Origin of the sequence: Microbispora sp. NPDC046933, assembly GCF_040644635.1 — a bacterium.
Classification (GTDB): Bacteria; Actinomycetota; Actinomycetes; order Streptosporangiales; family Streptosporangiaceae; genus Microbispora.
On the sequence record NZ_JBEYWW010000034.1, the window covers coordinates 25528 to 50912 of the forward strand.

Sequence of the window (25385 nt, forward strand, 5' to 3'; positions counted from 1 at the left end):
TGGGGCCGCGCCCGCCCGCTCGTGCGTACGGGGCGGGCGCGGCCGGGTGTCAGCCGGTGGTGCAGGAGATCGGCGACGGGACGTCACCGGTGCCGTTGGCGGTGAAGCCGAACGACGTGGAGGCTCCGGCGGCCAGGCTGCCGTTGTAGCTCACGTTCCTCGCGGTGACGGCGGCGCCCGACTGGGACACCGTGGCGTTCCACGAGGAACTGATCGTCTGGCCGTTCCGATACGACCAGCCGGCGGTCCAGCCGGAGATCGCGGTGGTGCGGGTGTTCGTGACCGTCACCTCGGCCTGGAAGCCGCCCGGCCAGGAGTTGACCACCTTGTACGTCGCCGAGCACCCCGAGCCGCCGGGCGTGGGGGAGGCCGAGGGCGACGGGGACGGCGTACGCGAGGGCGAGACGGACGGCGAGGGGGACGGCGAGGGCGAGGGCGAGGCGGACGACGAGGGGGACGGCGAGGGGGATGCGGTGCCGCCGCCGGACGCCTTGAGGACTGTGATGGAGTACGGCGGGAGCGTGATCGAGGTGGCGGACGACGCGCTGCTCGTGCTGATCGAGGTGGCGCCCTTGCGCCACTGCACGACCGTGGCCGAGGCGCCGGGGGAGAAGCCGGAGTAGGACAGCGAGACCGTCGTGGAGTTGTTCAGGTCCTTGTTGACGAGCACGACGTTGACGCCGCCGGAGGTCTTCACCGCGTGCGCGGCGAGCAGCGAGCTGGACGAGGACGCTTTGACCAGGGTGTCACCGGGCGATCCGGCCCTGCCGACCATGGCCAGGCCGTAGTAGGGCGGGAGGGGCGTGTTCACCGGGGGCTCTCCTGAGCTGCCCGAGGACAGGATGCCGAAGTCGTTGTAGTCGGGGGTCCCGTCGTCGTTGGTCTTCGGGCTGCTGCTGGTGCCGTTGTGGAGGCTCCACCAGTCGACGTTCATCACCCCGTTCTCGAACCAGGTGAGGTAGCTGTCGGCGGCGCCCAGGGCCGTCGTCGCGCTGTTGAGCTGGTAGTTGAGGTTCGCCTCCGTGACCGCGATGCCGATGCTCGACGCCCTGCTCCCGGCGTATCTGCCGAGCAGGGAGCGGATCGTGCTCACCATCGGGGCGATCTGGGAGACCTTCGTCAGGCTGTCGGCCGCCGACGTGGCGCCCGGGTACCAGTGGATGATCACGAAGTCGGCCTTGTCCTGCACGATGGACATGACCGTGTTGTTCCAGTCCGCGCTGTCGCCCGAGCCGACGACGCCGTCCGGCCAGCCGCCGGGGGTGGTCAGCACGACGCCCACCTTGATCGAGGAGTCCACGGCCTTCATCGCCGAGATGTACTGCAGGACGTTGTTCGCGTACGCCTTCGGGCTCTTGTCGGCGTGGTTGTCCTGCTCCCAGCCCGAGCCGTAGTGGCCGTTGCCGTAGACCTCGTTGCCGATCTCCCAGTATTTGACGCCGTATCCCTTGGTGACGTTGGCGTACCGCACCCAGTCGGCGGCCTCCTGCGCGGTTCCCGTGCCGTAGTTGGCGATGACGACGGGCTGCGCGCCGGCCGAGCGCACCGTGCTGACGTAGGTGTCGAAGTCGGTGCCCGGGGCCACGTAGCCGCCCTCGGTGGTGTGCGTCTTCCAGTGGTAGATGTCGCCGTACGACCCGCCGGGGTAGCGGACGGCGGTGAAGCCGGCGTCCCGCAGCAGACCCGAGATGGGGGAACTGTTCATGTTGCCGTCGTAGACGGCGACGTTGACGCCGTGCCCGGCGGCCGGGATCGTGCCGAGGCTCGTGCCGGTGTTCACCGTCACGGTGGCGGAGGTCGCGGCCGAGGCGGGTGCGGTGACGGCCGTCGCCGCCACGAGGGCCGACGCGGCGGCGAGCGCCGCGGACGTCAGCAGGGCCAGGCCGGCGCGCCGCCGGCGGGTGAGCGAGCCGTGCATGGGGAGCTCCTTCGAGCGGTCGCGCTGTCGCCCTCTCCGGGCGCAGGTCGAGCCGCATCCTTTCCTCGCCATGCCGTACGGTCAACGATCAGGGGGTCCGCAAGCCTCTGACCTGCGGCCGATTTCGTATGGACGTGCAACTTTCATCGTCGTGTCTTCACGGGGACAGCAGGCAGGCGAGGGCGTGTTCGAGCGCTGCGGGCGTCGCGACGGGCGCCGCCCAGGCGACCCTGACCAGGTGGCCGGGCCCCGGCCGCAGCGTGGCGCCGTAGCGGTCCAGCTCCCACAGCCACACCTCCTGGGCGGGTTCCCCCGTCAGCCGCTCCGCCGCCTCCCGCAGCTGCCCCGGGTGGGACTCGTTGACGTGGCGCACCATGCGTTCGGCCAGGGGGAGCAACGGGTCGGGGGCCGAGGCGAGGTAGCTCTCGGCGTCGAGGACGCCCGACTCCTGGCCGGTCAGGTAGATCACATGGCAGACGTCCACGCGCAGCAGCCTGGGGGCACCGCCCTCGACGGCCGCGAACAGGTCCTCGTCGGGGCACGCCTCCGCGATGGCGACGGCGGCGGCGCGGGTCTCCGCCTCGGGCACGGGCTGCGTCCATCCGCGCACCTTCAGCAGCGCGCGGGGCCGCTCGACCCCGCCGACCGCCCTGCTCGCCGTGAGATCGACGGTCACCAGGGTCTCCGCGGGCGCGCCGTAAAGGATCTCGCCCGGCTTCACCAGCAGGACCGGCCGGCCTCTGCCGTCCACGCCGCCGCGTGCGGCGGCCGCGGGCACGTCGGACCCGGCGACGGAGACGTGCGTGGGCGCCGCCAGGGCCGCGAGAGTGCGCACGCGTTCGGGGGCGGGGGGAGCGGTGACGGGGTGCTGCATGGGGAGCTCCTCGGGTAAGTAGGTTAGGCTTACCTTAGTAAGGCTTACCTAACTTGAAAAGAGGGCGTCATGCGTTACACGGGTCCGAAGGTGCGGCTGTCGAGACGGGCGGGCGTTCCGCTCACCCGGAAGGCGGTGAAGTACTTCGAGGCCCGGCCCTACCCGCCGGGGGAGCACGGCCGCAAGACCAGCCGCCGCAACACCGGCGACTACGGGGTGCGGCTGCTGGAGAAGCAGAAGCTCCGCTGGTACTACGACGTGTCGGAACGCCAGCTCCGCCGCTACTGGGACCTCGCGGTCCGCCGTCCCGGCCGGTCGGGGGAGGAACTGCTGGCGCTCCTGGAGACCCGGCTCGCCTCGCTCGTCCTGCGGGCCGGCCTGGCGCCGTCGATCTACGCCGCCCGGCAGTACGTGAACCACGGGCACATCGCGGTCGACGGCCGCAAGGTGGACATCCCGAGCTATCTGGTCAAGCCGGGCCAGTCGGTGGCCGTACGGGACCGGTCGGCCAGGATGCAGCCGTTCGTGGCCGCCGCCGAGGGCACGTACGCGGACGAGCGGACCGCCCCCTACCTGGACGTCGACCACCGGGGGCTGCGCTTCACCCTGCTGCGGCGCCCGGCGCGCGAGGAGATCGTGGTCCCGGTGGACGAGCAGCTCGTGGTCGAGCACTACTCCCGCTGACGTGCCGGCGAGGGCGGCTTGGGCGGCGTAGCCGGCGGGTGCCGGCTACGCCGTGACGGTCAGGAAGAGCGGTTGGTGCCCGCCGGGGTGTTCATGCCGACGGGTGTGGAGGCGGTGGGACGGTCGGCCTGGCAACGCTGCTTCTCCGACGCCGTCATCGGGCCGGTGCGCTGGTAGACGCGGTCCGACAGCTCCGGAGCCGGGTAGTCCAGGACGGTGTACAGGCGCCACTCGGTGTTCGGGTCCGCCGGAGCGGGGCTGGACGCGAACCAGCCCTCGGTGCGGCGGCGGCCGGCCTGGGTCTCGATCCACGCGGCCTCCGAAGGCTGAAGGGCCTCGGTCACCGTGTGGTCGCTCTTGGCGGCCCACGCGGGACTGGTCGCGGTCCCGGCGGCGAACTGCTGGGCCATGCTGCTGGGCGTGCCGGTGGTGCCGGGAAGGCCCGCGCCGGCGGGCAGGTCCCCGTAGGAGCGCCCGGCGAAGGTGACCGGGCGCGTGCGGGTCAGCGCGTTGCGGGTGCAGTTGATGTAGGTGTCCCCGTTGACCTGGGCCGGCTCGTAGTACGCATACGAATACTCCTTCTCCGGTGTGAAGACGCACCTGCCGGGAGCGCCGTTGCAGTAGTTCACCGCTTCGGTCACCGGCCTGGCGTCGTTGCCGTAGAAGGCCTGGGAGGGCGGCAGGGCGGTCTTGGGAATGGTCTTGTCGACCGGCGGCGGGACCTGGACCGCCCGTACGTCGGCGATCAGCGGGCCGCAGTTGCCGTTGGCGTTGGTGGGAGCCGGCACCTTCGAGGTGAAGGTGAGCAGCGGTTCGTGCTCGGACGCGGTGAAGGTGTAGGTCTGCCCGGTGCGCCAGACGCCCTTGCCGAGGGTGTTGAGCTTCTTGTCCGGGTCGGGGGCGGTGGTCCGCTCGCTGACCTCGCCCCCGGCGCCCTCGATCGTGTACGACTGGCCCTGGGCGACCGCCGCCGGTGTGCAGGCGGCGGCGATTCCGGGGCTGTCGTCGAAGGTGACGGTCACCTGGGCGCCTGCGCGTACCCCGCGCAGCCGCTGTTTGAAGCCGTAGGCGGCGGCCGGGAAGCGCAGCATGATGGCCGTCTTGCCGTCCGGATGTCCCGAGTCCGCGCCCGCGTAGCGCCCGACCCCCGCGGCGGTGCCGGATCCGGCGGTCGAACCGACGGACCACCCCTGCACCGGGCTCCAGTTCACGCTGCCGGCGGGAAAGGCGGGGAGGGCGAAGTCGCCGTTGATGACCGCGACCGGCCGGCTGGCCGCGCTGCCCGAACTGCCCGAACTGCCCGCGCTGTCCGAACTACGTGGTGCGTCGGCGTACGCGGGCTGGACGGCCGCGGGCACGCCGAGGCAGAGGGCCGCGGCGAGGCCGGCGGCCGGAACCATGCCCGTCACGGCACGGGTCTGCACGATGTTCACAATGATCTCCATCAGAGAGGCTGGCGGGACGGTCAGGACGTCCGGAGCGGAAGCACGGTCCGCTCCCTGAGCCGGGCACCTGGCGGCAGCGCGGAGACGGGCGTCAACGCGTCGACGCGGCGGGGGGACTGGTTGACGTTGTCGTCCGCGGCGGTCTTGGCGTGCGGATGCACCTGTTCGCAGGTGTTCCCGCCCACGACGAAGGTCTCGGCGACGAAGGTGCTGGTGTTGACGGATGACGGCCCGGTGACCACGACGTTGCGCACCGACAGGCCGCCCGGCGCGGTGATCGTCCCGGCGACGCGCTGCATGGCGGCGCTGGCGCCGAACACCAGGGCGTCCCCGGGCCGGACGACGGTGGTGTAGGTGGTCGACTCGGTCTGCTCGCTGGTCCAGGTGTGCTGGTAGGCGAGCTTGAACGCGCCCTCGAAGGCGCCCTTGAGCCCCAGGGAGCCGCCCACCTTGCCGCTGCCGTTCGCGCCGGCCTTGGCGCCGAAGGTCGCGCTGGGACCCTGCTGCTTGTTGGGGGTGTCGAAGCTGCCGCTGCCTTCGGCGTTCACCGCGGCGGAGACCTCGCCGGAGGCGTTGAGCTGCCCCTCCACCGCGATCTTCCCGGTGATCTCGCCGCCGAGGTTGTCGGTGCTGCCGGTACGCAGGGTGATCTGCCGCGTCACGGTGATCTCGTCATCGGTGCAGTTGACGGCGGCGTTGCCCAGCGACTTGACGGCGCTGTAGAAGTCCCCGGACCCGGCCTTGTCGACGGCGAACCGGCACGCACCGGGATGCGCGGCGCAGTACTCGGTCACCGGACGCACGGACGGCAGCGGCGTGTCGCCGTCGAACGCCTGCGCCGCCGGCAGGTCCGGCTCCGAACCGGCGAACGCCGCCATCGGAAGGAACGTGATCAGGGCGGCGGCGGACAGCACCGGCATCCGCCGAGTCAGAGGTGTCATGAAGCTCACTTGTTCATCAACTCGCACAGGGCGGTCAGCGAGGGCGAGCCGTCGCTGACTTTGAAGGCGGCGGGCAGGTCCGCGGCGAACGCGTCACAGGTGGCGTTCAGCGCCGACGTGGCGTTGTCGGCCGGCGCGGGCTGGAAGGTGTTCAGCTCCTGCTGGACGCCGGCCATGCCCTCTCGCTGCTCGGCGCCGTCGCCGATGAGGTTCTGCATGCACTGCTTGCCCTGCGCGGACCCGGGAGGGCACTGATCGGCCTTGTCCTTGGCGGCGGCGATGTCCTTCTTGGCCGCCTCGGCATCCTTCTTGGCGTCCTCGCGGCCGGAGTCGACGCCTTCCCGGTCCTGCCCGGAGGCGCCGCAGGGCTTCGGTTCCCCGTTCGGGCAGGGCTTGTCCTCAGGTGGATCCGGCTCCAGTACGGCGGCTCGGGCGGCGGTCGTCACCCCGGCGTGAGCGGGGGCGAAGGCAGAGGCGGCGACGAACGTCGAAGCCAATGCGAGCGTGGCGAAAGCGCCAGCCTGGCGAAGATTGCGCATGTCCTTCTTCCGGCGATTCGGAACGGATGACTCAGGCGTCGAACGGACGCACAGCTGCAGACCGTAGTCAGCCGAACCCGAAAAGTAAGATCACCACGCCGAGCGTGCCGGCCCTCACTCGGTAATCCTCCGAAGAGGCGCAACGCCCCGAGACAGGGCCATTCAAAAGGCGACCCGCAGTGAAAAGGGGGCGCATCTCACAAGGCGCTCTCAAAGGGGGCAGACGCTCCCATCCGGCGGCGCCACCGGGCTTTGATCATGTCTTGCACGCGCCTTTGTGGGCGGAAAGCGAGATCCGAGCCGCGGCCGGGATTGACTACCGCCAGTGATCCACCAGGGGATCCCTCCACGCGCTTCCACCGAGAGACAGGGAGATACGCCCATGCCGAACATCAGGTGCTCCGCGCTGATGACCTCGACCATCGCGTCAGCCGTCCTCGTCGGGTTTCCGGCTGCCGCCCACGCCGACACCACCGACTTCAACATGCGGATCATCAACAAGATGGACGGCAGCCGGATGTCACTCTCGGGCGACGCGGTCGCGGAAGGGACCCGGGCCGTCACACTGCGCGCCCCGACCATCCAGCACAGGTCGGCCCGCTGGACCATCACCGAGAAGGACGACGGCTTCCTGGTGATCAGGAACGAGGTGGCCGGCAAGTGTCTCCAGCCCGCCTCCGGCGCCCCGAACGCGGGAGACACGCTGGTCGTCAAGACATGCGACGGCTCACCCCTCCAGGACTGGTCGCGCCGGGACGAGGTGTCCGAGACCAACGTCAACACCGAATGGGGCAGCCTGCGACCGCGTACCAACACCTCGCTCGCGATAACACTGCAGACCTACGAAGGTTCCGGCGTCTGGGACCACATCTATCTCGACCAGGACCAGAACTCCAGCGACAGGCTGTGGCACTTCACCCGCCCCGACGCCGTCGTGTGGTGACATCCCCGGACGACGTCTCACACGGATCAATGGGCGCCGCCCTGATTCGGAAGTGAAGGATCGGCCAGGCTTTCCTGCTCGGCTATGGCGTGGCACAGTTCCCGCAGGTCGTCGCCGTCCACCGTGCGGAAGGCGCCGGCGTTCTCCGCGCTGACGGGGAACGGGCGCTCCCGCGTGGCCCAGGAGCGGCCGGCGTCACAGGGAGCAGGGCGACTACGGCGTGATCCGCCGCGGCGTCCTGAGGACGTCGTCACAGATGACGGAACCCGGCGAAGTGCGCAGGCTTCTCACGGCGTACGGAACCCGCGAAACGTCACGCGCTTCCTGACCACGAAGCCGAGCCGCTCGTAGAGTGCGATCGCGTGGACGTTGGCCTCGGCCACGTGGAGGAACGGTCGCTCGTTCCGGGACGTGATCCGGGTGACCAGGGCGCGCACCAGGCGGGCGGCATGACCTCGCCCGCGAACCTCGGGGGTGGTGCAGACGGCGCTGATCTCGGTCCATCCGGGCGGGCGGAGCCGTTCGCCCGCCATGGCGACCAAGGCGCCGTTCTCGCGGATACCCAGATAGGTGCCGAGTTCCAGAGTCCGGGGCCAGAACGGTCCCGGCCGGGTCCGCGCGGTGAGATCGAGCATCTCGGGCACGTCGCCGACGCCCAGCTCGACCATCCCCGAGTCGCTCTCGGTCTCGGCGCGGCCGGGATAGATCATCTGGAGGCCGTCGAGGGTGAAGACCGGCTCCCAGTCCGCGGGCGGGGCCGCCGGGCAGTTGAACAGATCGGCGAGTTCGCCGCGCCCGAGCAATCGCGCGAGGTCGGCCCACTCCGCCGGGTCCGGATCGGCGGACACCGCGGAGAAGGTCGCCACCTCCGGCAGGTAACCGGCCGCCCGGCCGAGCCGGCGGGCCAGGTGCGCGTGGTGGCCGCGGAGCGACTCACCGACCGGGTCGTCGAGCCTGACGGCGTCGCGGTCGACCATCGTGCTGTGCCTTTCGTGTCGTGCGCGGGTGAGGCCACGGCCGCCGGCGCCATGCCACTCCAGACCACGACGTCCTGCCGACGGCCGGCACCCGGCGCGATCGGTGACCGGCCGTCGACAGGGTCGTGACCGGGGGTTCTCGCAGACCGTCGCGCCCAGATCGAGTTCCCCTGGGCGATGGCGGTCACGGATCGACGCGCGGGCACGCTCGGGGCGCTGTCCGGTGGGGTGTCAGTCTCCTGTGGCTCACCTTTGCCCTGAGCTGCGACCTGATTGCAGTCGCGAGTGTAGCCAGGCGGGTTCCTGCCCCGGCCTGGGGAAGCCCAGTCGGATACCGTCGGCCACCCGCCGGGCATCGTCGTCACCCCGGTCGTACGCGAGCTACGCCGAGGCTTGAACCCTCCGTTGGGTGAGGTCGTAGCGTTGCGGGCGTGATCGGGGCAGACGACGCCGGACGGCGGTGGTCCATCGGAGAGCTGGCGCGGGCGACCGGGATGACGGTGCGCGCGCTGTACCACTACGACGAGATCGGGCTGCTGAGCGCGAGCGAGCGTACGCCCGCGGGGCACCGCCGGTACACCGAGCGCGACCTGCGGCGGTTGTACCGCGTCCGCGCCCTGCGGGCGCTCGGTCTGTCACTGGAGGAGGTCGCAGGCGTCCTCGCGGGCTCGGCGGACGACCCGGAGTCGCTGCGCGACCTGCTGACGGCGCAGTTGCGCAAGCTTGACGAGCACGCCGGGCGGATCGAGGCGCTGCGGAGCCAGATCGGCGGGCTGCTCGGCCGGTTGGACGAGTCGTCCGTCCCCGATCCCGACCGGTTCATGACGACCCTGGAGATGATGTCGGTGTTCGAGACCTATTTCACAGCGGAGCAGCGCGAGCGGCTGGCCGAGCGCAGGGACGCGCTGGGCGGCGAGGGCATCGAGGCGGCCAGGCGCGAGTGGGCGGGGCTGGTCGAGGAGGGGCTGCGGCTCATCGAGGCCGGCGTGCCCGCGGAGGACGAGCGCGCCCGGGGCCTCGTACGCCGCTGGGACGCGCTGGCGGGCGGGTTCCACCCCGGCGGACCGGACGGCGAGCGGACCGCGGCGGCGGCGCGGAGGATATGGCGGGACAACAGCGCGGAGATCGCCCGGAGCCTGCCCTGGCCGGCCGAGCGGATGGCCGGCCTGGTGGCCTACCTGGAGCAGGCCCGACAGGCCGGCTGAGCGGCCTGCCGGCCGCCGTACCCGATGGAGGACGCGGCGCGCGTACACGCGGGGAGCCGAAAGGTCCGGCCCGGCCCCCGCCGTCGGCGTGCGGCCCAGGGCCGCGGACCGACCGCCCCCCTACTTCGCGGGCTTGAAGGTGGAGGCGATGGTCTCGAAGAGCTCCTTCTTCTTCTTCCAGTCCTTGTCCTGGGTCTTGTAGAGCAGCGCGTAGCCGTTGTGCTTGTCGGTGACGAAGCCGCGGTCGATCACCCGTGACCGGTACGGGCTGTCGCCGAAGGTGAACTCCCAGTCGGCCGCGGTCTTCCAGTACCCCTTGACCTCTCTGATCTCGACGAGCTTGTAGCCGGGGAAGTTCCGGCTCATTCCGGGCACATCGCGCTGCCAGACCTTCAGCGCGTCGGACTCGGGGCTGGTGGTGTGGTGGACCTCCAGGTAGGTGTGCGAGTCGCCGCGGAAGCGGACCTCGCCGTTGCCCCTGCCGTCGGCGTGCCACCCCTTCGGCAGCGCGATGGAGAAGCCGCTCGAGTGTTTGTACTTGTGCCAGCCCTCGGGGACATCCCCGGGTTCGATGGTCTCGGGGCTCGGGGAGGACTCGGGAGACGGGGACGTCGTCGCCTCGTCCGAGGCGGACGCGGACGGCTCGGCGGAGGACGGCGCGGCCGAGGAGGGCGCCGAGGTGGAGGGCTTCTTGGTCTTCCCCGGTGCCGCGGTGGCCGGGTCCGACCCGGCGGCGGGCTCGCCCCCGTCGCCCTCGCCCGCCTGCAGGCCGAGGTAGCCCGCGACGCCCGCGATGACCAGCAGCGCGGGGATGAGGATCAGCGCGACCTTCAGCAGGCCGTTCGACGACGACCGTGGCGCGACCGCGGCCGTGGACACCTCGTGCCACGCCGCCCCGGCCTGCGGGGGCACCGTCGCAGGCGCCTGCCTCAGCCCGGCGATCGGGCTCCCGGCGCCGGCGATGCCGGCCGCGCCCGGGGCGTCCTGCGCCTGATCGGCCGGGGCGGCCCGCCGCTCGTCGCTCGCGCCCGGCGCGGGCCCGCCGCTCGCGGCAAGCTGGGGCGTCCCGGCGCGGGCCGCTCCGGCGCGGTCGCCCGCCCGGTCCGTACGGCTGTCGCCCGCTGCCTCGGAGCCCGCTGCTTTGGAGCCCCCCGCCTCGGAGTCCCCCGCGTTGGAGTCCCCTACTTTGGAGCCCGCTGCCTCGGAGCCCCCTGCTTTGGAGCTTCCTGCCCCGAAGCCGGCGCCGGCGCCCTGGGCGGACGACTTCCGGCCGGCGGCGCTGCTCGCGCCGGAACCCGTGCCGGCGGTGTCCTTCGACGTCCCGTCCGTGGGGGAGGCCGCCGGGGCCGCTCCCTTACCGGAGGCGGCTCCGCTCTCCGGCGAATCGCCGCCCTTTCCGGTCTTCCCGGCCTTTTCTGTCTTTTCGGTGGCGGTCGTCCCGGAGGCGGCGGCCGGGGAGACCTTGGCGGTGCCGTCGCCCTCCTCCCGCGCCGTCTCCTGAACCGTGCCGGGCCTGTCCTCGGCGGAGGCGCCGGTCGAGGGCTTCGTACGGGCGGGCGGGGCGGCCTGCACGCCGGTCTCCGGCATGGGGCCCGGCGCCTTCCCGGCGGCCTTCGCCGCAGCAGGGCCGTCGTCCGGATGAGGGGTCCCGGGGTCGTCCTGGACGACGGGGATGGGCGAGGTGATCTCGCCGGGACCGGCGGTCTCGCTGCGCGCCCCGTTCCCGGCTCCGCCGCGCCCGTCCGCCGCTTCCTCGCCGGCGGACGTACGGCCCGCCGCGTCGTCGCGCTCCGCGGGACGCCCGTCGCGGCGGGCGGAGGACACCGGAGGGTACGGCGTGGCGCCCCGGGACGCCTTGCCCTGCCGGGAAACGGGTGGTTCCGCGGCCTCCGGCGTCGTGGACCGCGCCGGCGCGGGCTCGGCGGGCGCGGCGGCGGGCCGGGACGGCGGCGGGGACAGCTCCCGCGACGCCCGCTTGAGCAGCCGTGTCAGTTCGTCGTAGCCGGGCCGGTCGGCGGGCTCCTTCGCGAGCATCCGCAGCAGCACGGGACCCAGCGCGCCCGCGCGCCGCGGCGGGGCCGGGTCCTCGTTCAGCACGGCGTGCATGGTGGCCATCGCCATGCCCCGGTCGTGCGGGGGCTTGCCCTCCACCGCCGTGTAGAGCGTGGCGCCGAGCGACCACAGGTCCGACTCGCGCTGCGCGGCCTCGCCGCGGAGCCGCTCGGGGGCGATGAAGGCGGGGGTGCCGACGAGGCCGGTGCGGGTCATGGTGGAGTCGGCTTCGAGCCTGGCGATGCCGAAGTCGGTCAGCACCACCCGGCCGTCTTCGGTGAGCAGCACGTTCTCGGGCTTGACGTCGCGGTGCAGCACGCCCTGGCGGTGGGCGGCGCGCAGCGCGTCCAGGATCTGCAGGCCGATCTCGACGGTGCGCTCGGGGGACAGCGGCCCGTCCTCCCTGATCACCTGCCCGAGCGAGCGGGACGGGACCAGCTGCATGATGATCCAGGGCCGGTCGTCCTCTTCGATCACGTCGTGGACGACCACCACGTTCGGATGGGTGAGGCGCCCGGCGGCCCGGGCCTCGCGCATGGTCCGGCGATTGAGGTCGCTGAGCTCGTCGCCCATGGCGCTGTCGTAGCGGACCTCCTTGACCGCGACCGCGCGGTCCAGCAACTGGTCGTGGGCGCGCCAGACGACGCCCATGCCACCCCGGCCGATCGGCTCCATCAACTGGTACCGGCCTCCGACGAGCCGGCCTTCCGCACGCGACACTCGAACCCCTTCCTGGACCCATGAATCGTCCCACGGATGGCAAAGGGATCAACCGCGTCCATGCGTGGCGATCCCGGAATCCGAGACAGATCGGTTCGAGTCGTGGCCGGGCGCTGCTAAGGTCCTTGTTATGGGTACGTACAGCTCGTTTATGAGGCCGGCTCCGGGAGGGCCGGTCGCGTGACGGTGAGCTAGCGACCATCCGGAGCCGGCTTGAGGCAGGGACGCCAGCGTCTCTGCCTTTTTCGTTGTCAGAGCTTCCCGGCGTAAGAAGGAGCCCACATGTCGAAGGCAGCCCAGCTCGACCGCGACGCCGTACGGATCGGCGATCTCGTGATCGGCGGCGGGCTACCCGTGGTGGTCGTCGGCGGCCAGGACGCCCGCTGGCTGCGCCTGCGCGGAGACGGCGGCCCTCCCGGAGGCGGCGCGGGCACGGTGACGGACGTCTCGGCGGACACGGCGGTGGACGCAGCGGCCGACACGGCGGTCGACACAGCTGTCGACACGGCGGTGGACACGGCGGTGGACACGGCGGCGGAGGGGACGGTCGCCGAGGCCAGGGCGCGCTGGGCCGGCCCGCTGCTGGTGGAGCCCGCCTCGGTCGCCGACCTGCCCGCCGTGGCCCGGCACGCCGACGGGGTGGTGGTCGGGGCGGCCTGGGCGGGCGATCCCGAACTCGTCCGCGCCGCGGCCCGGCTCGGGCTCCCCGTCGTCCTCCAGCGGGGCCTCGTCCAGCGCGGGCGCGTGGCGACGCTGGAGGAGTGGCTGGCCGCGGTGGACGCCTGCGTGGCCGAGGGCAACGAGGCGGTCGTGCTCTGCGAGAGCGGCGGCCGTGCCGAGCCGGAGGACGCCGCGCCCGACCTCGGGCTCATGCGCGCCGCGCGGGAGCGCACCGGCCGCCCGGTGCTCGCGGGGCTGGGCGGCGACGGCGTGCTGGCGCACGCGGCGGTGGCGGCGGGGGCCGACGGCCTGCTCGTCGGCCCGGGCGCCCCCGTGCGGGCCCTCGCGGCGGCGCACGAGGCGGCGACCGTCATGGCGGCGCTCGTACGGCCGGACAGCCCCGAGACCCTCGAGGCGGCCCGGGCCGCGATCGACCGGGTGGACGCGGCCCTCGCCACGCTCCTCGAACGCCGGGCCGCGCTGGCCGGGCGGATCCAGCGGCTCAAGCCCGTCGGCGGTTTCCGGGGGCGGGACATGGAACGTGAGAGGCGCCTGGTCGCGGCCATGGCCCGCCGCGCCCCCAGCCTCGGCGCCGGGCTGCTCGCCCCGATCATGAACGCCGTGATCGAGGCCGGGCTGCGCCTGCACGCCGCCCAACAGGAAAACCCGAGCGATCCGGAGGGGCGCGCCGCCGGTCTGGACTGAGGAGCGCGACGAGGGAAGCCCCCACTGCGCGCCTACGGCACGACCGGCGGGTGTGAGCGCCCCGATGGTGAGCGGGAAACACGGTAGGATCCGAACCACGTGAGTCCCACTGGTTCGCGTTAGGCTCTGTCCGCGGTCCGGTGACGATGGGGGTCTCATGGGTGATTCGTTTGTTCATCTGCACGTCCACACCGAGTATTCGATGCTCGACGGAGCGGCGCGCCTGAAGCAGATGTTCAAACTCGTGGGCGAGCTGGAGATGCCCGCGATCGCGATCACCGACCACGGCAACATGCACGGCGCCTACGACTTCTACAAGCAGGCGACCGGCGCAGGGGTGAAGCCCATCCTCGGCATCGAGGCGTACGTCGCGCCCGAGTCGCGCATGCACAAGAAGCCGGTGCTGTGGGGCGAGCCGCACCAGAAGAGCGACGACGTGTCGGCGGGTGGCTACTACACCCACATGACCATCTGGGCGCGGAACAAGACCGGCCTGCAGAACCTGATGAAGCTCAGCTCGCGCGCCTACACCGAGGGCTTCGTCCGCAAGTGGGCCCGGATGGACGCCGACATCCTCGCCGAGCACGCCGAGGGCCTGATGGCCACCACCGGCTGCCCGTCCGGAGAGGTGCAGACCCGGCTGCGGCTGGGCCAGTACGACGAGGCGCTCAAGGCGGCCGCGAAGTTCCAGGAGATCTTCGGGAAGGACAACTACTTCCTGGAGATCATGGACCACGGCCTCGACATCGAGCGCCGGGTCCGCGACGGCCTGATCCGGATCAGCCGCGAGCTGGACATCCCCCCGGTGGTCACCAACGACTCCCACTACACGTACGAGTCGGACGCCGCCGGTCACGACGCGCTCCTGTGCATCCAGACCGGCAAGCAGCTCAGCGACCCCGACCGGTTCCGGTTCGACGGCAGCGGCTACTACATCAAGACGGCCGACGAGATGCGGGCGGTCGACTCCTCCGACATCTGGCAGGAGGGGTGCCGCAACACGCTGCTGGTGGCCGAGAAGGTCGACCCCGAGGGCTTCTTCCCCTACCACAACCTGATGCCGACCTACCCGATCCCCGAGGGGATGACGGAGGAGGAGTACTTCCGGCAGCAGGTCTGGGAGGGCATGAAGCGCCGCTTCCCGAACGGTGTGGACGAGGAGCACCGCGCCTGGGTCGAGAACGAGATCGGCGTCATCCTCCAGATGGGCTTCCCGAGCTACTTCCTCGTGGTCGCCGACTTCATCATGTGGGCCAAGAACAACGGCATCCGGGTCGGTCCCGGCCGTGGCTCCGCCGCCGGCTCGCTGGTCGCGTACGCGCTGGGCATCACCGACCTCGACCCGATCCCGCACGGCCTGATCTTCGAGCGGTTCCTCAACCCCGAGCGCGTCTCGATGCCCGACATCGACATCGACTTCGACGAGCGCCGGCGCGCCGACGTGATCCGCTACGTGACCGAGAAGTGGGGCGCCGACAAGGTCGCCATGATCGCCACGTTCGGCACCATCAAGGCGAAGGCGGCCGTGAAGGACGCGGGCCGCGTCCTCGGCTACCCGTACGCGCTGGGCGACCGCATCTCCAAGGCGTTCCCCCCGGCGGTGATGGGCAAGGACATCCCGCTGTCGGGCATCTTCGACTCCGACCACCCGCGCTACAACGAGGCGGGCGAGCTGCGCAAGCTGTACGACGAGGACGTCGACGTCAAGGCGACGATCGACCTCGGGCGCGGCCTGGAGGGCCTGATCCGGCAGACCGGCGTGCACGCCGCCGGTGTCATCATGTCGGCCGAGCCGCTGACCGACCACATCCCGATCATGCGCCGCGACTCCGACGGCGCGATCATCACGCAGTTCGACTACCCGACCTGCGAGACGCTCGGCCTGCTGAAGATGGACTTCCTGGGCCTGCGCAACCTCACGATCATCGACGACTGCCTGAAGATGATCGAGGGCAACACCGGGAACAGGATCGAGCTGCTGGAGCTCCCGCTCGACGACACCAGGACGTACGAGCTGCTGGCCAAGGGCGACACGCTCGGCATCTTCCAGCTGGACGGCGGCGGCATGCGCACGCTGCTGCGGCTGATGAAGCCCGACAACTTCGAGGACATCTCCGCGGCCCTCGCGCTCTACCGGCCCGGCCCGATGGGCGCCAACTCGCACACCAACTACGCCCTGCGCAAGAACGGCCAGCAGGAGATCATCCCGATCCACCCCGAGCTGGAGGAGCCGCTCAAGGACATCCTCAGCACGACCTACGGCCTGATCGTGTATCAGGAGCAGGTCATGGCCATCGCCCAGAAGGTGGCCAACTACACGCTCGGCGGCGCCGACCTGCTCCGCCGCGCGATGGGCAAGAAGAAGAAGTCCGAGCTGGACAAGCAGTTCGAGTTCTTCGAGAAGGGCATGAAGGAGAACGGGTTCTCCGCGGCGGCCATCAAGGCCCTGTGGGACATCCTGCTGCCGTTCTCCGACTACGCGTTCAACAAGGCCCACACCGCCGGGTACGGCCTGGTGTCGTACTGGACCGCCTATCTCAAGGCCAACTACCCGGCCGAATACATGGCGGCGCTGCTGACCAGCGTCAAGGACGACAAGGACAAGTCGGCGCTCTACCTCAACGAGTGCCGTCGCATGGGCATCAAGGTGCTCCCGCCGGACGTCAACGACTCCGACTTCGACTTCACGCCGCGCGGCACCGACATCCGGTTCGGTCTGTCGGCCATCCGCAACGTCGGCGCGAACGTCGTGGACGGGATCATCGCGGCGCGCAAGGAGAAGGGCAGGTTCACCGACTTCAAGGACTTCCTGCGCAAGGTCCCGGCGATCGTCTGCAACAAGCGCGTCATCGAGTCGCTGATCAAGTCGGGCGCGTTCGACTCGTTCGGGCACGTGCGCAAGGGCCTGCTCATGGTGCACGAGCAGGCCGTCGACGCGATCATCGACATCAAGAAGAACGAGGCGATCGGCCAGGACTCGCTGTTCGGCGCGATCGACGGCGCCGAGGACCAGACCTTCGACGTGCAGATCCCGCCGGGGGAGTGGGACAAGACGACGCTGCTGCAGTTCGAGCGGGAGATGCTCGGCCTGTACGTCTCCGACCACCCGTTGTTCGGCGTCGAGCACATCCTGTCGGCGGGCGCGGACTGCTCGATCGCGGCGCTGCAGGACGACAGCCGCCCCGACGGGCAGGTCGTCACGGTCGGCGGCATCCTGTCGGGCCTGCAGCGGAAGGTCACGAAGAAGGGCGACACCTGGGTCCTCACCATGCTGGAGGACCTGGAGGGCTCGATCGAGGTCATGATCTTCCCGTCGGCCTACCAGCTCTGCGCGACCGTGCTCGCCGAGGACGCGATCGTCTTCGTCAAGGGCAGGATCGACAAGCGGGAGGACGTCGCCAAGATCATCGCGATGGAGGTGACCGCGCCGGACCTCACGGCCGAGTCGGGCGGGCCGCTGGTGGTGAGCATGCCGATCAACCGCTGCACGCCGCCCGTCGTCGGCCGGCTCAAGGAGGTGCTCACCACCCACCCGGGGACCACGGAGGTCCATCTCCAGGTGCACAACGGGCCGCGCACGACGGTCATGCGGCTGGACGACCGGCTCCGCGTGAGCCCGTCACCCGCGCTGATGGGCGACCTCAAGCAACTGCTCGGCCCGGCCTGCCTGGCCGGCTGACCGGCCACCGGGCCGCTGCGCGGGAGGCGGCGGCCCGAACACGCCGACGGCCGCGGCGGCGACCCGCCGCGACGGACGGCGGTGTACGTCTCCGCGCGGCCGAAGGTGTTCCCGTTAGGAGCGGCCACGCGGCATCGTGCGGCCCGTCCGGAAACCTCCGAGAGCCGTATGACGACGGCCCGCGCCGGGAAGGAAGCCGCCGTCCCCCCGTTGTCCGCGGTGGCGTCCGGAGCGGGGAATCGTGCTGGTCGAACCGGGTACGCCGAGAAACCACCGGCCTTGCCCGCCGTTTCACCGTTCACCTGAGTGACTTCGCCCATTCGCAGGGTCACCGGCCGGGAGAAAATCATACTTGACCCGAAATGGGCCGCCATGTTTGCCTGCTAATGCGATCATTTCCACACCTACGGGGGTAACATGGGCGTGATAGCAGAGGCAGTGACGCGCGTTTCGGAAATGCCGAATCGCCGCTCCGACATCGCCACGAGTCCTCTCCCGCTGGGCGTTCCGTTCGGGGTTCCGCTCAGTACGACCGAAGTCCGCAAGGATCGTCCCTCGGTGTTCGGGTTGTCCTTGAGCCGCCCGTTCGCCGAAGTTATCGAGGGGCTCGAACTCGAGTACAACGACGAACTGCAATTGGCACTGGAATCACTGGCCGGGCCGTGGGACGGCTCGATTCTGCCCAGAATGGTGACGGTCGCCGGTTCCATCGAGCAGACGCCCGCCACCGGAACGCTCATCGTCTCGACGGGCAACCAGGTCTGCCCCGACTCGGACAAGGACACGGACGCCACCGACCGCGACAGAGACTAGACCCGGCGGAGACGGAGAAGTGCCCGACTCGTCGGCGCCGACCATCCTTGTCCTGACCCAGCAGATCGACCCGACCGCGGACTTCGTCGCGCACGAGTTCAACCGGCGATCTGTCCCGTTCGTTCGGATGGACCTGGGAGAGTTCCCGTCCCGGATGAATCTGTCCGCTTCGATCGACAGTGGCGAAGGCGATTGGAAAGGCGCCTTTCACAGGCCGAGCCGCAGCGTGCGGCTCGGCGGCGTCCGCAGCGTCTGGTGGCGCCGGCCGACGTCCTTCCAGTTCCCCGAACATCTGACCCGTGAGGAGCGCTGGTTCGCCCGGGACGAGGCCTCGGCGGCGTTCGGCGGTCTGCTGCGACTGCAGGATGCGTTCTGGATGAACTATCCGGAGGCGTCGATGCGGGCGGAGTTCAAACCGATTCAACTGAAGGCCGCCCGTCGGCGCGGACTCGAGATACCGCGAACCCTCATCACCAATTCAGCAGACGAGGCGCGTGCGTTCATCCGCGAGAATCGGCGCGCCGGTCATCGGACGGTCTACAAAACCCTGGCGTTTTCCGACGTGGTCAATCCGGTGTCCGGCGAGAACGAGGTCATCTACACCAGCGTCATCACCGAGGACGACCTCGACGACGGCCTGATAAAGATATCGCCGTGCCTGTTCCAGCAGGAGGTGGCGAAGAAACTCGAACTGCGGGTCACGGTGGTGGGCGACAAGGTGTTCACTGCGGGAATCGACGCCTCCGCGACTCCCGAGGGCAGAGTCGACTTCCGCACCTCCTACTCCAGCATCACGTATCGGCATCTCGAGTTGCCCGCGGCAGTGTCGGACGCCCTGGTGGCGCTGGTCCGAGATCTCGGGCTGGCCTTCGGGGCGATCGACCTGATCCTGACACCGGACGAGCGGTATGTATTTCTGGAAATCAACCCCTCCGGGCAGTGGGCCTGGTTGGAGATAGAGCTGGGGCTGCCGATCACAGCGGCCATCTGCGACGCGCTTCAGGGAGCCACCTCGCTGCAGTCCGCGGGGAGACATGGCTGAGCCGCCGGACGCAGTGGACGGGGCGATCACGGCTGTCGCGAAATCGGTCGTCGTTCTCGACGGAGCCCTGGCCTTTCTCCTCAGAACACTCCCGGAGGGCGACACAGGCGCGGTGGCGACCCTTCGAGCCCGGCTTCTGGGCGCGGGCCTCAGCGAGGAGGTCGCCGCGCGCTGCCTCCGCCTGCTGAAAATCCTGCTCTCCGATGAGAGCGAGAGCGCCAGCGAACGGCTTGGGCTCACCCGGGACTTCGAATGCTGCCTGTGCGGGACCGTTCCCGACCCCCGGCACATCGTCTTCGGAGATCGAGCCTCCGTCTGCCGGTCCTGCGCGCTCCTCGCGAGCGGGGGCGCGATGAGGCCGGGTCAGCCCGCCGAGACAGCGGGCCTGGCCTGCCTGTTCTGTGGCATCTCGGCCGACGTGGCTCCCGACGTCGACAAGTTTCCCGATCAGCGGCACGCCGGGTTCGTCTGCGTGAACTGCGTCCGCGTCGCTCTCGAAGTCTTCCCATGAACGGAGTCCCGGCGCAGTTTCGTCATCTGGTCACGGGGTTGCGCTTCATCCTGCGTGCCAGCCGTCGTTCCTACTCGGTGCTGCTGTCCATGAGCGCGGTGGCCGGCGCCTGCGCGGCGGTGGTTCCCCTGGCCACCGCGGCCGTGATCGGTACGCTCATGACCGCCGGCAGCGTCGCCCGGGTCGAGGTCGCGTCTCTTCTGTTTCCGCTCGCATCGGGCGTGCTCGCCGTAGGAGTCGAACGGGTCATCCAGGTGTGGCGGTCGAGCTATCTGGATTACCTCGCCTTCGACGTGCGGCTGGCCGCCGAACGCATGATCGTCGACACCACCACCGGCGTCGGATTGGAGGCCTTCGACCGCTCGGACTTCTACGATCACCTCGACCGTGCGACCCGGGCCGCCTCGTTGCGGCCCACGCAGATGGCCCAGTCGCTGCTCAACACGGTGACGGCCCTGGCGGGAGGGATCGGGACGGCGGTCGCGGTCATCTCGCTGGACCCGCTGCTCTTCGGCGTCGCCCTGATCTCCTTCGTTCCCACATGGTGGCTCGCGCAGCGCCGAGGCGCCGTGCGCATGAGGTTCATCCAGGAGGCCACCCCGACCGAGCGTGCCGCCGCCTACCTCATGTCCGTCCTCACCGATCGGTCGAGCGCCAAGGAGATCCGTACCTTCCGCGTGGCCGGGTTCTTCGACGGCAAGCGTCTGGAGGCCCTGTCCCGGCGGCGATCCGAACTCGTACGGGAGGCTCGTGAGCTTCGCCGGGTCGAGCTCGTCGCCCTGGTCTTCTCGGGCGTCGCCGGATGGGCGGCCTGGGCGGTCGTGCTGCTCATGGCGCTTCGCGGCATCGGGGACATCGCGTCCATCATCGCGTTCGTCTTCGCCTTCCAACGGCTCAAGGGCTTCCTCATGTCCCTGTCCTGGGGACTCGCGGAAGCGGCCGAGGCGAGCACGCTGCTGAACGACATCCACCTTCTGCGCACGCTGGCCCGGGACCGGTACCGGGACGCCTCCACCGCCGAGGAGCTCCCGGAACTTCGCGTCGTCTCCCTCACCGGTGCGTCGTACGCCTATCCGGATTCCGACCGGCCGGCGCTCCGCGGCGTGTCGGCGCACTTCCACCGCGGGGAGTTCGTGGCCATCGTGGGCGAGAACGGCTCCGGGAAGTCGACCCTGGTGAAGATCCTCTGTGGGCTGCTCCCACTGCGGGAGGGCAGGCTGCGGTGGAACGAGATCGGCGTGAACGGCGGGCTGGAAGGCGCGCTGCGCCGCCGGACCGGTGTCGTCTTCCAGGACTCCGCCAGGTTCGCCCTCTCCGTCAGAGAGAACGTCACACTGGGACGCGAGGAGGCGGACGCGCGGGCGGAGGACCTGCTCGCCCGCGTGGGGATGTCGGACGCGGTGACGGCCCTCGGCAACGGTGCCGACACCATGCTGGGCCGCCAGTTCGACGGCGGCACCGACCTGTCCGGCGGTCAGTGGCAGCGCCTCATGATCGCTCGTGGCCTGTTCGACAGCCGGGCCGACCTGCTCGTCCTCGACGAGGCCAGCTCGGCGCTGGATCCGGTGGCCGAGTTCGAGCTGGTCAAGTCAGTGAAGGAGCTGTGCTCCGACAAGCTGGTCATCGTCGTCTCGCACCGGCTGTCCTCCATAGTGGAGGCCGATAGAGTCCTCGTGATCGAGGACGGCAGGATCGTCCAGGAGGGGCAGGTGAAACGACTGCTCGAAGAGGAGGGCAGGTTCGCCGAGATGTTCAACGTCCAAGCGCGTGCTCTCGGCCTGGCACCATGAGCGGTTCGCTGCATCGCGGACGTACGGCTCGGTCCCGGGCGGCCGACGCGTGGTCGGGGCGTGAGCAGGCGGAGGCGTTCAACCTGCCGGAGATCCTTGTCCGTCTCGCCGGCCCCGATCCCCGAGCCGCCGACGATCCCGAGCTCACGGACCTCTTCGAGCAGGATCAGAGCGACCGCTACGACGACGGCGTCGCCGAGGGAAGCGGGACACGAGACCTGGCCCGCCGGAGGAGGGCCATGGAGCTGCTGGCGCTCGGACGGGTACGCAGCCCCGGCGACTACTACCACCTGGCCATGGTCCTTCAGCACAGTGGCCTGCTCGAGCATTACCATCTGGGCTTCGAGCTGGCACGACGGTCGGCGGCGGCGGGGTTCCGGCCCGCGCGGTGGCTCGCCGCGGCGGCCCTCGACCGGTGGCTCCTGCATCGCGGTCTTCCCCAGCGGTACGGAACGCAGTACGTCGACACGGGGGGCAGGTGGCGCCTCTACCGGGTCGATCCGGCCACCACGGACGAGGAGCGGACTGACTGGGACGTTCCCCCACTCGCCGACGCCCTTCGCCGCGCGGAGGAGATGAACGGCGACCGTCCCGGCCTCGACGAGGACCCCGGAGGCTGATCCCCGCCGTCGCGTGTCTCAGCCGACGTTGCAGCCGGGGATGAGCACCTCGCCGAGGCGTCCGTCGTCGCCGCGCAGCACGGCGTGCGGGAGGTCGTCCAGCCAGTCGCGCACCAGCTCGGGTTCGTCGCTCGTACAGGCCTCGCCGGGCGGCACGGGCGGACGTCCGGCGCGTGACGCCGCGCGCACCTCGCGGCACTCCCGCTCGGCACCGAGATCCTGGAAGATCGACAGCGCCTCGGCCAGGCTGTGGCGGGCCTCCTCGGGCCCGGCCGCCAGAGCCAGCGCCGTCAGCGCCCTGGCCCGGTGGTAGGGGTCGCCCAGCTCACCGAACAGCGCGACCGCGCGCCGGCCCCACGCCAGGGCGGACGGTTCGTGGCAGACCGCGCACCTGTTCCGGTAGGCGGTGCACAGGCTCAGGAAGATCAGCGCCTGCGCGTGGCGGTCGTCGAGGTCCCGCGCGGCGGCGAGGGCGGCGCACAACTGCCAGAGGATGTAGGTGGGCGTGCGGTCCGGGCGGCCGGCCAGATAGGTGAGCGCGAGGTTGACCCGCGCCCCCATCAGGGCGGTGCGGCTGCCCAGGCCGAGTCCGTCGAGCCGCTGGAGCAGCGTGACGGCCTCGGTCAGCACCCTGGCCGCCTCCCCGTAGCGCCGCCTCGCGCGTAGCACGTCCCCCAGCGCGACGGCGGCCTGCGCCCTGCCGCGAAGGTCGCCCGCGAGAGCGCAGATGCGGCGGTCGCGGCGGTGGCACGCCTCCGCCTTGGCCAGGGCCCCCATCCGCAGGTACGTCAGCCCGAGGTTGTGCAGGACGGGGCTGCGGGCCCGGTCGTCGCGCGCCAGGCCGAGGGCTCTGCGCAGCTGGGTGGCGGACTCCTCGTGGCGCCGGCCGAGGCGGTAGGCGTTGCCCAGAGTCATGGCCGCCGCGAGCGCGGCGCGGGGCCCCAGCCGCTCCGCCGCGCCGACGGCGGCCAGGGCCGTGGCGATCCAGTCGTCGGTGCGCCGGCGGAACTCGAAGTAGGGGGCGAGGTCCACGGCGAGCGCGTACGACCGTTCCCAGCGGCCGCGCCCGGCTGCGGCGGCGACGGCCGCCACGAGCGCGCGCCCCTCGGCGTCCAGCCACGTCACGGCCTCCTCCCGGGAGGCGAACGTCCCCTCCCACCGGGCCTGTGCCTCCGGCAGGGACAGCCACGCTCCGGCCGCGCGCGTCCGGGAGCAGTAGTGGCCGAGGAGCCGGTCCAACGCCTCCTCGTGCCGGTCGGGCCCCGCCTGGTCGCGGGCCCGCTCCTCGGCGTACAGGCGGACGAGGTCGTGCATGCGCCACCGGCCGTACGCGCCGCCGCGCTCGACGAGATGAGCGCGGTGCAGGGCCTCCAGCAGCCGGCGGGCAGGGCGCGATTCGCGGTCCGCGACGACGGCGGCCGCCTCGGTGGACAGGTCGGGGCCGGGGACGGCGGTCATCAGCCGGAACATCCGGGCCTCCTCCGCGCCCAGGCGGCGGTAGGACAGCTCGAAGGCCGCACGCACCCCGCGGTCGTCGTACGACAGCTCGTCGAGCCGGGTGGCGGCCTCCTCCAGGTCCTCGGCCATCGCCCGCAGGGGACGGGCGGGATCGGCGGCCAGGAGCGCGGCCACGATCCGCACGGCCAGCGGGAGCCCTGCGCACAGGCCGGCGACGTCCGTCGCGGCGGCGGGCTCGCGGGCGACCCGGGTGTCGGCGTCCCCCAGGGCCAGGCGGAGCCGGCGGGCCAGGAGTTCGACGGCCGTGCCGGGCGCGAGCATGCCGAGATCGAGGATGCGCGCCCCCACGTCCAGCGTGTGCCGGGAGGTGATCAGCACCTTCCCGGTGCCGGGCAGCAGCGGCCTGACCTGCTCGGCGGAGGAGGCGTTGTCGAGGACCAGCAGGATCGGCCGGCCCTGCTCGGCGTACGCGTCCAGCACCGTCGCGAACAGCCGGGCCCGGTCCTGGGTGCCGGGAGGGATGCGCTCGGGGTCCAGCCCCAGTGCCCGCAGCAGCTCTCCGAGCACCTCGCCCGACCGCGCACCGCACCCCCGTCCGTGTCCGGCCCCGTCGAGGTGGCCGGACCGCTCGTCCGGGCAGGTTCCGGGGTGGCCGGACGCTCCGCGGCGGTGCCCGGTCCCTGAGGGGTGGTCGTCCCCGTCGTGCTGTTCGGGATGGCACGGGATGTCGCTGTAGCCCTGGAGGTCGGTGAACAGCACACCGCCGGGAAACCAGCCGCGCTCGCGGGCGAGATGCGCGGCCTGCAGGGCGAGCTCGGTCTTGCCCGATCCGCCGAGGCCCGTGACGAGGGCGATGCGCGGGTGGACCGGCTCGGCACCCGTACCGGAACCGGTGTCCCGGGCCGGGTCGAGCAGGTCGAGCAGCGTGGACAGCTCGTCGTCCCTGCCGGTGAACGCCTCCGTCCGCGGGGGCGCCCCGGACAGCGCCGGGGTCACCTGCGGGGGAAGACGGACGGTGACGGTGTGGCCCTGGATCACCGCGTTGAGGAAGAGCCCGCCGCTGATCGTGTTGCGGGTCGCGGCCACGCGTTCAGTCCTTCCCCGCGCGCTCGTCCGGTGTGGCCGGGCGGCGACCGGGGACGACCGGTCCGGTGATCGTGCGCCCCTGGATGACCGGGCCGTGGAACGTGCCGCCGCTGATCTCGTTGTGAATCGTGGTGCGCACTCCGCTGCCCGTTGTGCCCGTTGTGCCCGCTGTGGCCGCTGTGGCCGCTGTGGCCGCGCCGCTCGTCGGCGCGTGTGCCTCCTGCCGGTGCGTCAGCAGCAGGCCCCACACCCCGACGGCCAGGCCCGCGAGGCCGACGAAGAGCCCGATGACGCTCGCGAGTTTGTCGGCCTTCTCGAGCCCCACCGAGGAGAGATACACCGCGAGCGCCGTGCCGGCCCCGAGCGCGGCGATCCCGCCGGCCCAGGTGAGAACACGTGTGAGAACACGTCCGCGCATGCCTCCATCATCGCCGTCCGGCTCCCTCCGCGGCAGGCACAATCGCGACCACCGCTGAAGAACGGGCTATACCGCCCCAGCCGCCCGGCGGCGCGACTCCGGAGCGCGCTCCCGGCGGTCGTGGCGCAGGGACGCGATGACAGCCGCTCCGCGACCCCCTCGCACCCGTGCTGTCCCGCACCCGTGCCGCCCCTCAGGCGTGGCGCGTCCGCACCCGTGCTGTCCCGCACCCGTGCCGCCCCTCAGGCGTGGCGCGTCCGCACCCGTGCTGTCCCGCACCCGTGCCGCCCCTCAGGCGTGGCGCC

At 71.2% G+C, this 25385-nt stretch carries 19 protein-coding genes; 10 read left to right on the forward strand and 9 right to left on the reverse strand.

The window, feature by feature from the left end; all coding sequences use genetic code 11:
• Positions 1 to 49 precede the first annotated feature (49 nt).
• Together ABZ857_RS34565 and ABZ857_RS34570 are read right to left on the reverse strand one after the other, a co-directional pair.
• Positions 50 to 1918 carry a cellulose binding domain-containing protein gene (locus tag ABZ857_RS34565; protein ID WP_357051778.1) on the reverse strand — a complete coding sequence of 623 codons (1869 nt, stop codon included), beginning with the start codon at positions 1916 to 1918 and terminating at the stop codon, positions 50 to 52.
• A 157-nt stretch (positions 1919 to 2075) separates the two neighbouring features.
• Positions 2076 to 2792, reverse strand: coding sequence for a DUF2470 domain-containing protein (locus ABZ857_RS34570; protein WP_357051781.1), 717 nt, complete (start codon positions 2790 to 2792; stop codon positions 2076 to 2078).
• A gap of 69 nt (positions 2793 to 2861) precedes the next feature.
• On the opposite strand from ABZ857_RS34570, the gene rpsD reads away from it, so the two are divergent.
• Entirely contained in the window at positions 2862 to 3476 is a 615-nt protein-coding gene (gene rpsD, locus ABZ857_RS34575; protein WP_357051784.1) for a 30S ribosomal protein S4, read from the forward strand.
• A 59-nt stretch (positions 3477 to 3535) separates the two neighbouring features.
• On the opposite strand, the gene ABZ857_RS34580 is transcribed toward rpsD, so the two are convergent.
• The 3 genes from ABZ857_RS34580 to ABZ857_RS34590 are packed head-to-tail and all read right to left on the reverse strand — an operon-like array spanning position 3536 to position 6401.
• Positions 3536 to 4909, reverse strand: coding sequence for a hypothetical protein (locus tag ABZ857_RS34580; RefSeq protein ID WP_357051787.1), 1374 nt, complete (start codon positions 4907 to 4909; stop codon positions 3536 to 3538).
• A gap of 32 nt (positions 4910 to 4941) precedes the next feature.
• Positions 4942 to 5862 (reverse strand): hypothetical protein, encoded by a 921-nt coding sequence (locus ABZ857_RS34585; RefSeq protein ID WP_357051790.1) that lies wholly within the window; start codon positions 5860 to 5862, stop codon positions 4942 to 4944.
• A 5-nt stretch (positions 5863 to 5867) separates the two neighbouring features.
• A complete protein-coding gene (locus tag ABZ857_RS34590) occupies positions 5868 to 6401 on the reverse strand; it encodes a hypothetical protein (protein ID WP_357051793.1) in 534 nt (177 codons plus the stop codon).
• A 382-nt stretch (positions 6402 to 6783) separates the two neighbouring features.
• Between ABZ857_RS34590 and ABZ857_RS34595 the strand changes: the two genes are divergently transcribed.
• A complete protein-coding gene (locus tag ABZ857_RS34595) occupies positions 6784 to 7344 on the forward strand; it encodes an RICIN domain-containing protein (RefSeq protein ID WP_357051796.1) in 561 nt (186 codons plus the stop codon).
• Positions 7345 to 7631: 287 nt separating this feature from the next.
• On the opposite strand, the gene ABZ857_RS34600 is transcribed toward ABZ857_RS34595, so the two are convergent.
• Positions 7632 to 8321, reverse strand: a complete 690-nt coding sequence (locus ABZ857_RS34600; protein ID WP_357051799.1) for a GNAT family N-acetyltransferase — start codon at positions 8319 to 8321, stop codon at positions 7632 to 7634.
• 431 nt (positions 8322 to 8752) lie between these two features.
• Between ABZ857_RS34600 and ABZ857_RS34605 the strand changes: the two genes are divergently transcribed.
• Positions 8753 to 9526 (forward strand): MerR family transcriptional regulator, encoded by a 774-nt coding sequence (locus tag ABZ857_RS34605; protein WP_357051802.1) that lies wholly within the window; start codon positions 8753 to 8755, stop codon positions 9524 to 9526.
• Positions 9527 to 9646: 120 nt separating this feature from the next.
• On the opposite strand, the gene ABZ857_RS34610 is transcribed toward ABZ857_RS34605, so the two are convergent.
• Positions 9647 to 12298 (reverse strand): protein kinase, encoded by a 2652-nt coding sequence (locus tag ABZ857_RS34610; protein ID WP_357051804.1) that lies wholly within the window; start codon positions 12296 to 12298, stop codon positions 9647 to 9649.
• 282 nt (positions 12299 to 12580) lie between these two features.
• Here ABZ857_RS34610 and ABZ857_RS34615 point away from each other — a divergent pair, with 282 nt between their 5' ends.
• From ABZ857_RS34615 to ABZ857_RS34645, 7 genes are all read left to right on the forward strand, one after another.
• On the forward strand, positions 12581 to 13663 hold the full coding sequence (locus ABZ857_RS34615; RefSeq protein WP_357051807.1) for a chorismate mutase: 1083 nt from the start codon (positions 12581 to 12583) through the stop codon (positions 13661 to 13663).
• A gap of 157 nt (positions 13664 to 13820) precedes the next feature.
• Positions 13821 to 17342, forward strand: coding sequence for a DNA polymerase III subunit alpha (gene dnaE / locus ABZ857_RS34620; protein ID WP_357051810.1), 3522 nt, complete (start codon positions 13821 to 13823; stop codon positions 17340 to 17342).
• A gap of 417 nt (positions 17343 to 17759) precedes the next feature.
• Complete coding sequence (locus ABZ857_RS34625; RefSeq protein ID WP_357051813.1) at positions 17760 to 18155, forward strand: hypothetical protein; 396 nt, start codon at positions 17760 to 17762, stop codon at positions 18153 to 18155.
• A 19-nt stretch (positions 18156 to 18174) separates the two neighbouring features.
• Positions 18175 to 19197, forward strand: coding sequence for an MvdC/MvdD family ATP grasp protein (locus ABZ857_RS34630; RefSeq protein ID WP_357051816.1), 1023 nt, complete (start codon positions 18175 to 18177; stop codon positions 19195 to 19197).
• On the forward strand, positions 19190 to 19708 hold the full coding sequence (locus tag ABZ857_RS34635; protein ID WP_357051819.1) for a hypothetical protein: 519 nt from the start codon (positions 19190 to 19192) through the stop codon (positions 19706 to 19708). The genes ABZ857_RS34630 and ABZ857_RS34635 overlap by 8 nt, the downstream gene beginning before the upstream one ends.
• Positions 19705 to 21498 carry an ABC transporter ATP-binding protein gene (locus ABZ857_RS34640; RefSeq protein WP_357051822.1) on the forward strand — a complete coding sequence of 598 codons (1794 nt, stop codon included), beginning with the start codon at positions 19705 to 19707 and terminating at the stop codon, positions 21496 to 21498. Before ABZ857_RS34635 ends, ABZ857_RS34640 begins: the two co-directional genes overlap by 4 nt.
• A complete protein-coding gene (locus ABZ857_RS34645; protein WP_357051825.1) occupies positions 21495 to 22118 on the forward strand; it encodes a hypothetical protein in 624 nt (207 codons plus the stop codon). Before ABZ857_RS34640 ends, ABZ857_RS34645 begins: the two co-directional genes overlap by 4 nt.
• 18 nt (positions 22119 to 22136) lie before the next feature.
• Here ABZ857_RS34645 and ABZ857_RS34650 read toward each other — a convergent pair whose 3' ends face one another.
• Positions 22137 to 24662: a tetratricopeptide repeat protein gene (locus ABZ857_RS34650; RefSeq protein ID WP_357051828.1), complete on the reverse strand. Its 2526-nt coding sequence runs from the start codon at positions 24660 to 24662 to the stop codon at positions 22137 to 22139.
• 4 nt (positions 24663 to 24666) lie between these two features.
• Positions 24667 to 25080: a hypothetical protein gene (locus tag ABZ857_RS34655; protein ID WP_357051831.1), complete on the reverse strand. Its 414-nt coding sequence runs from the start codon at positions 25078 to 25080 to the stop codon at positions 24667 to 24669.
• Positions 25081 to 25385: the final 305 nt, after the last annotated feature.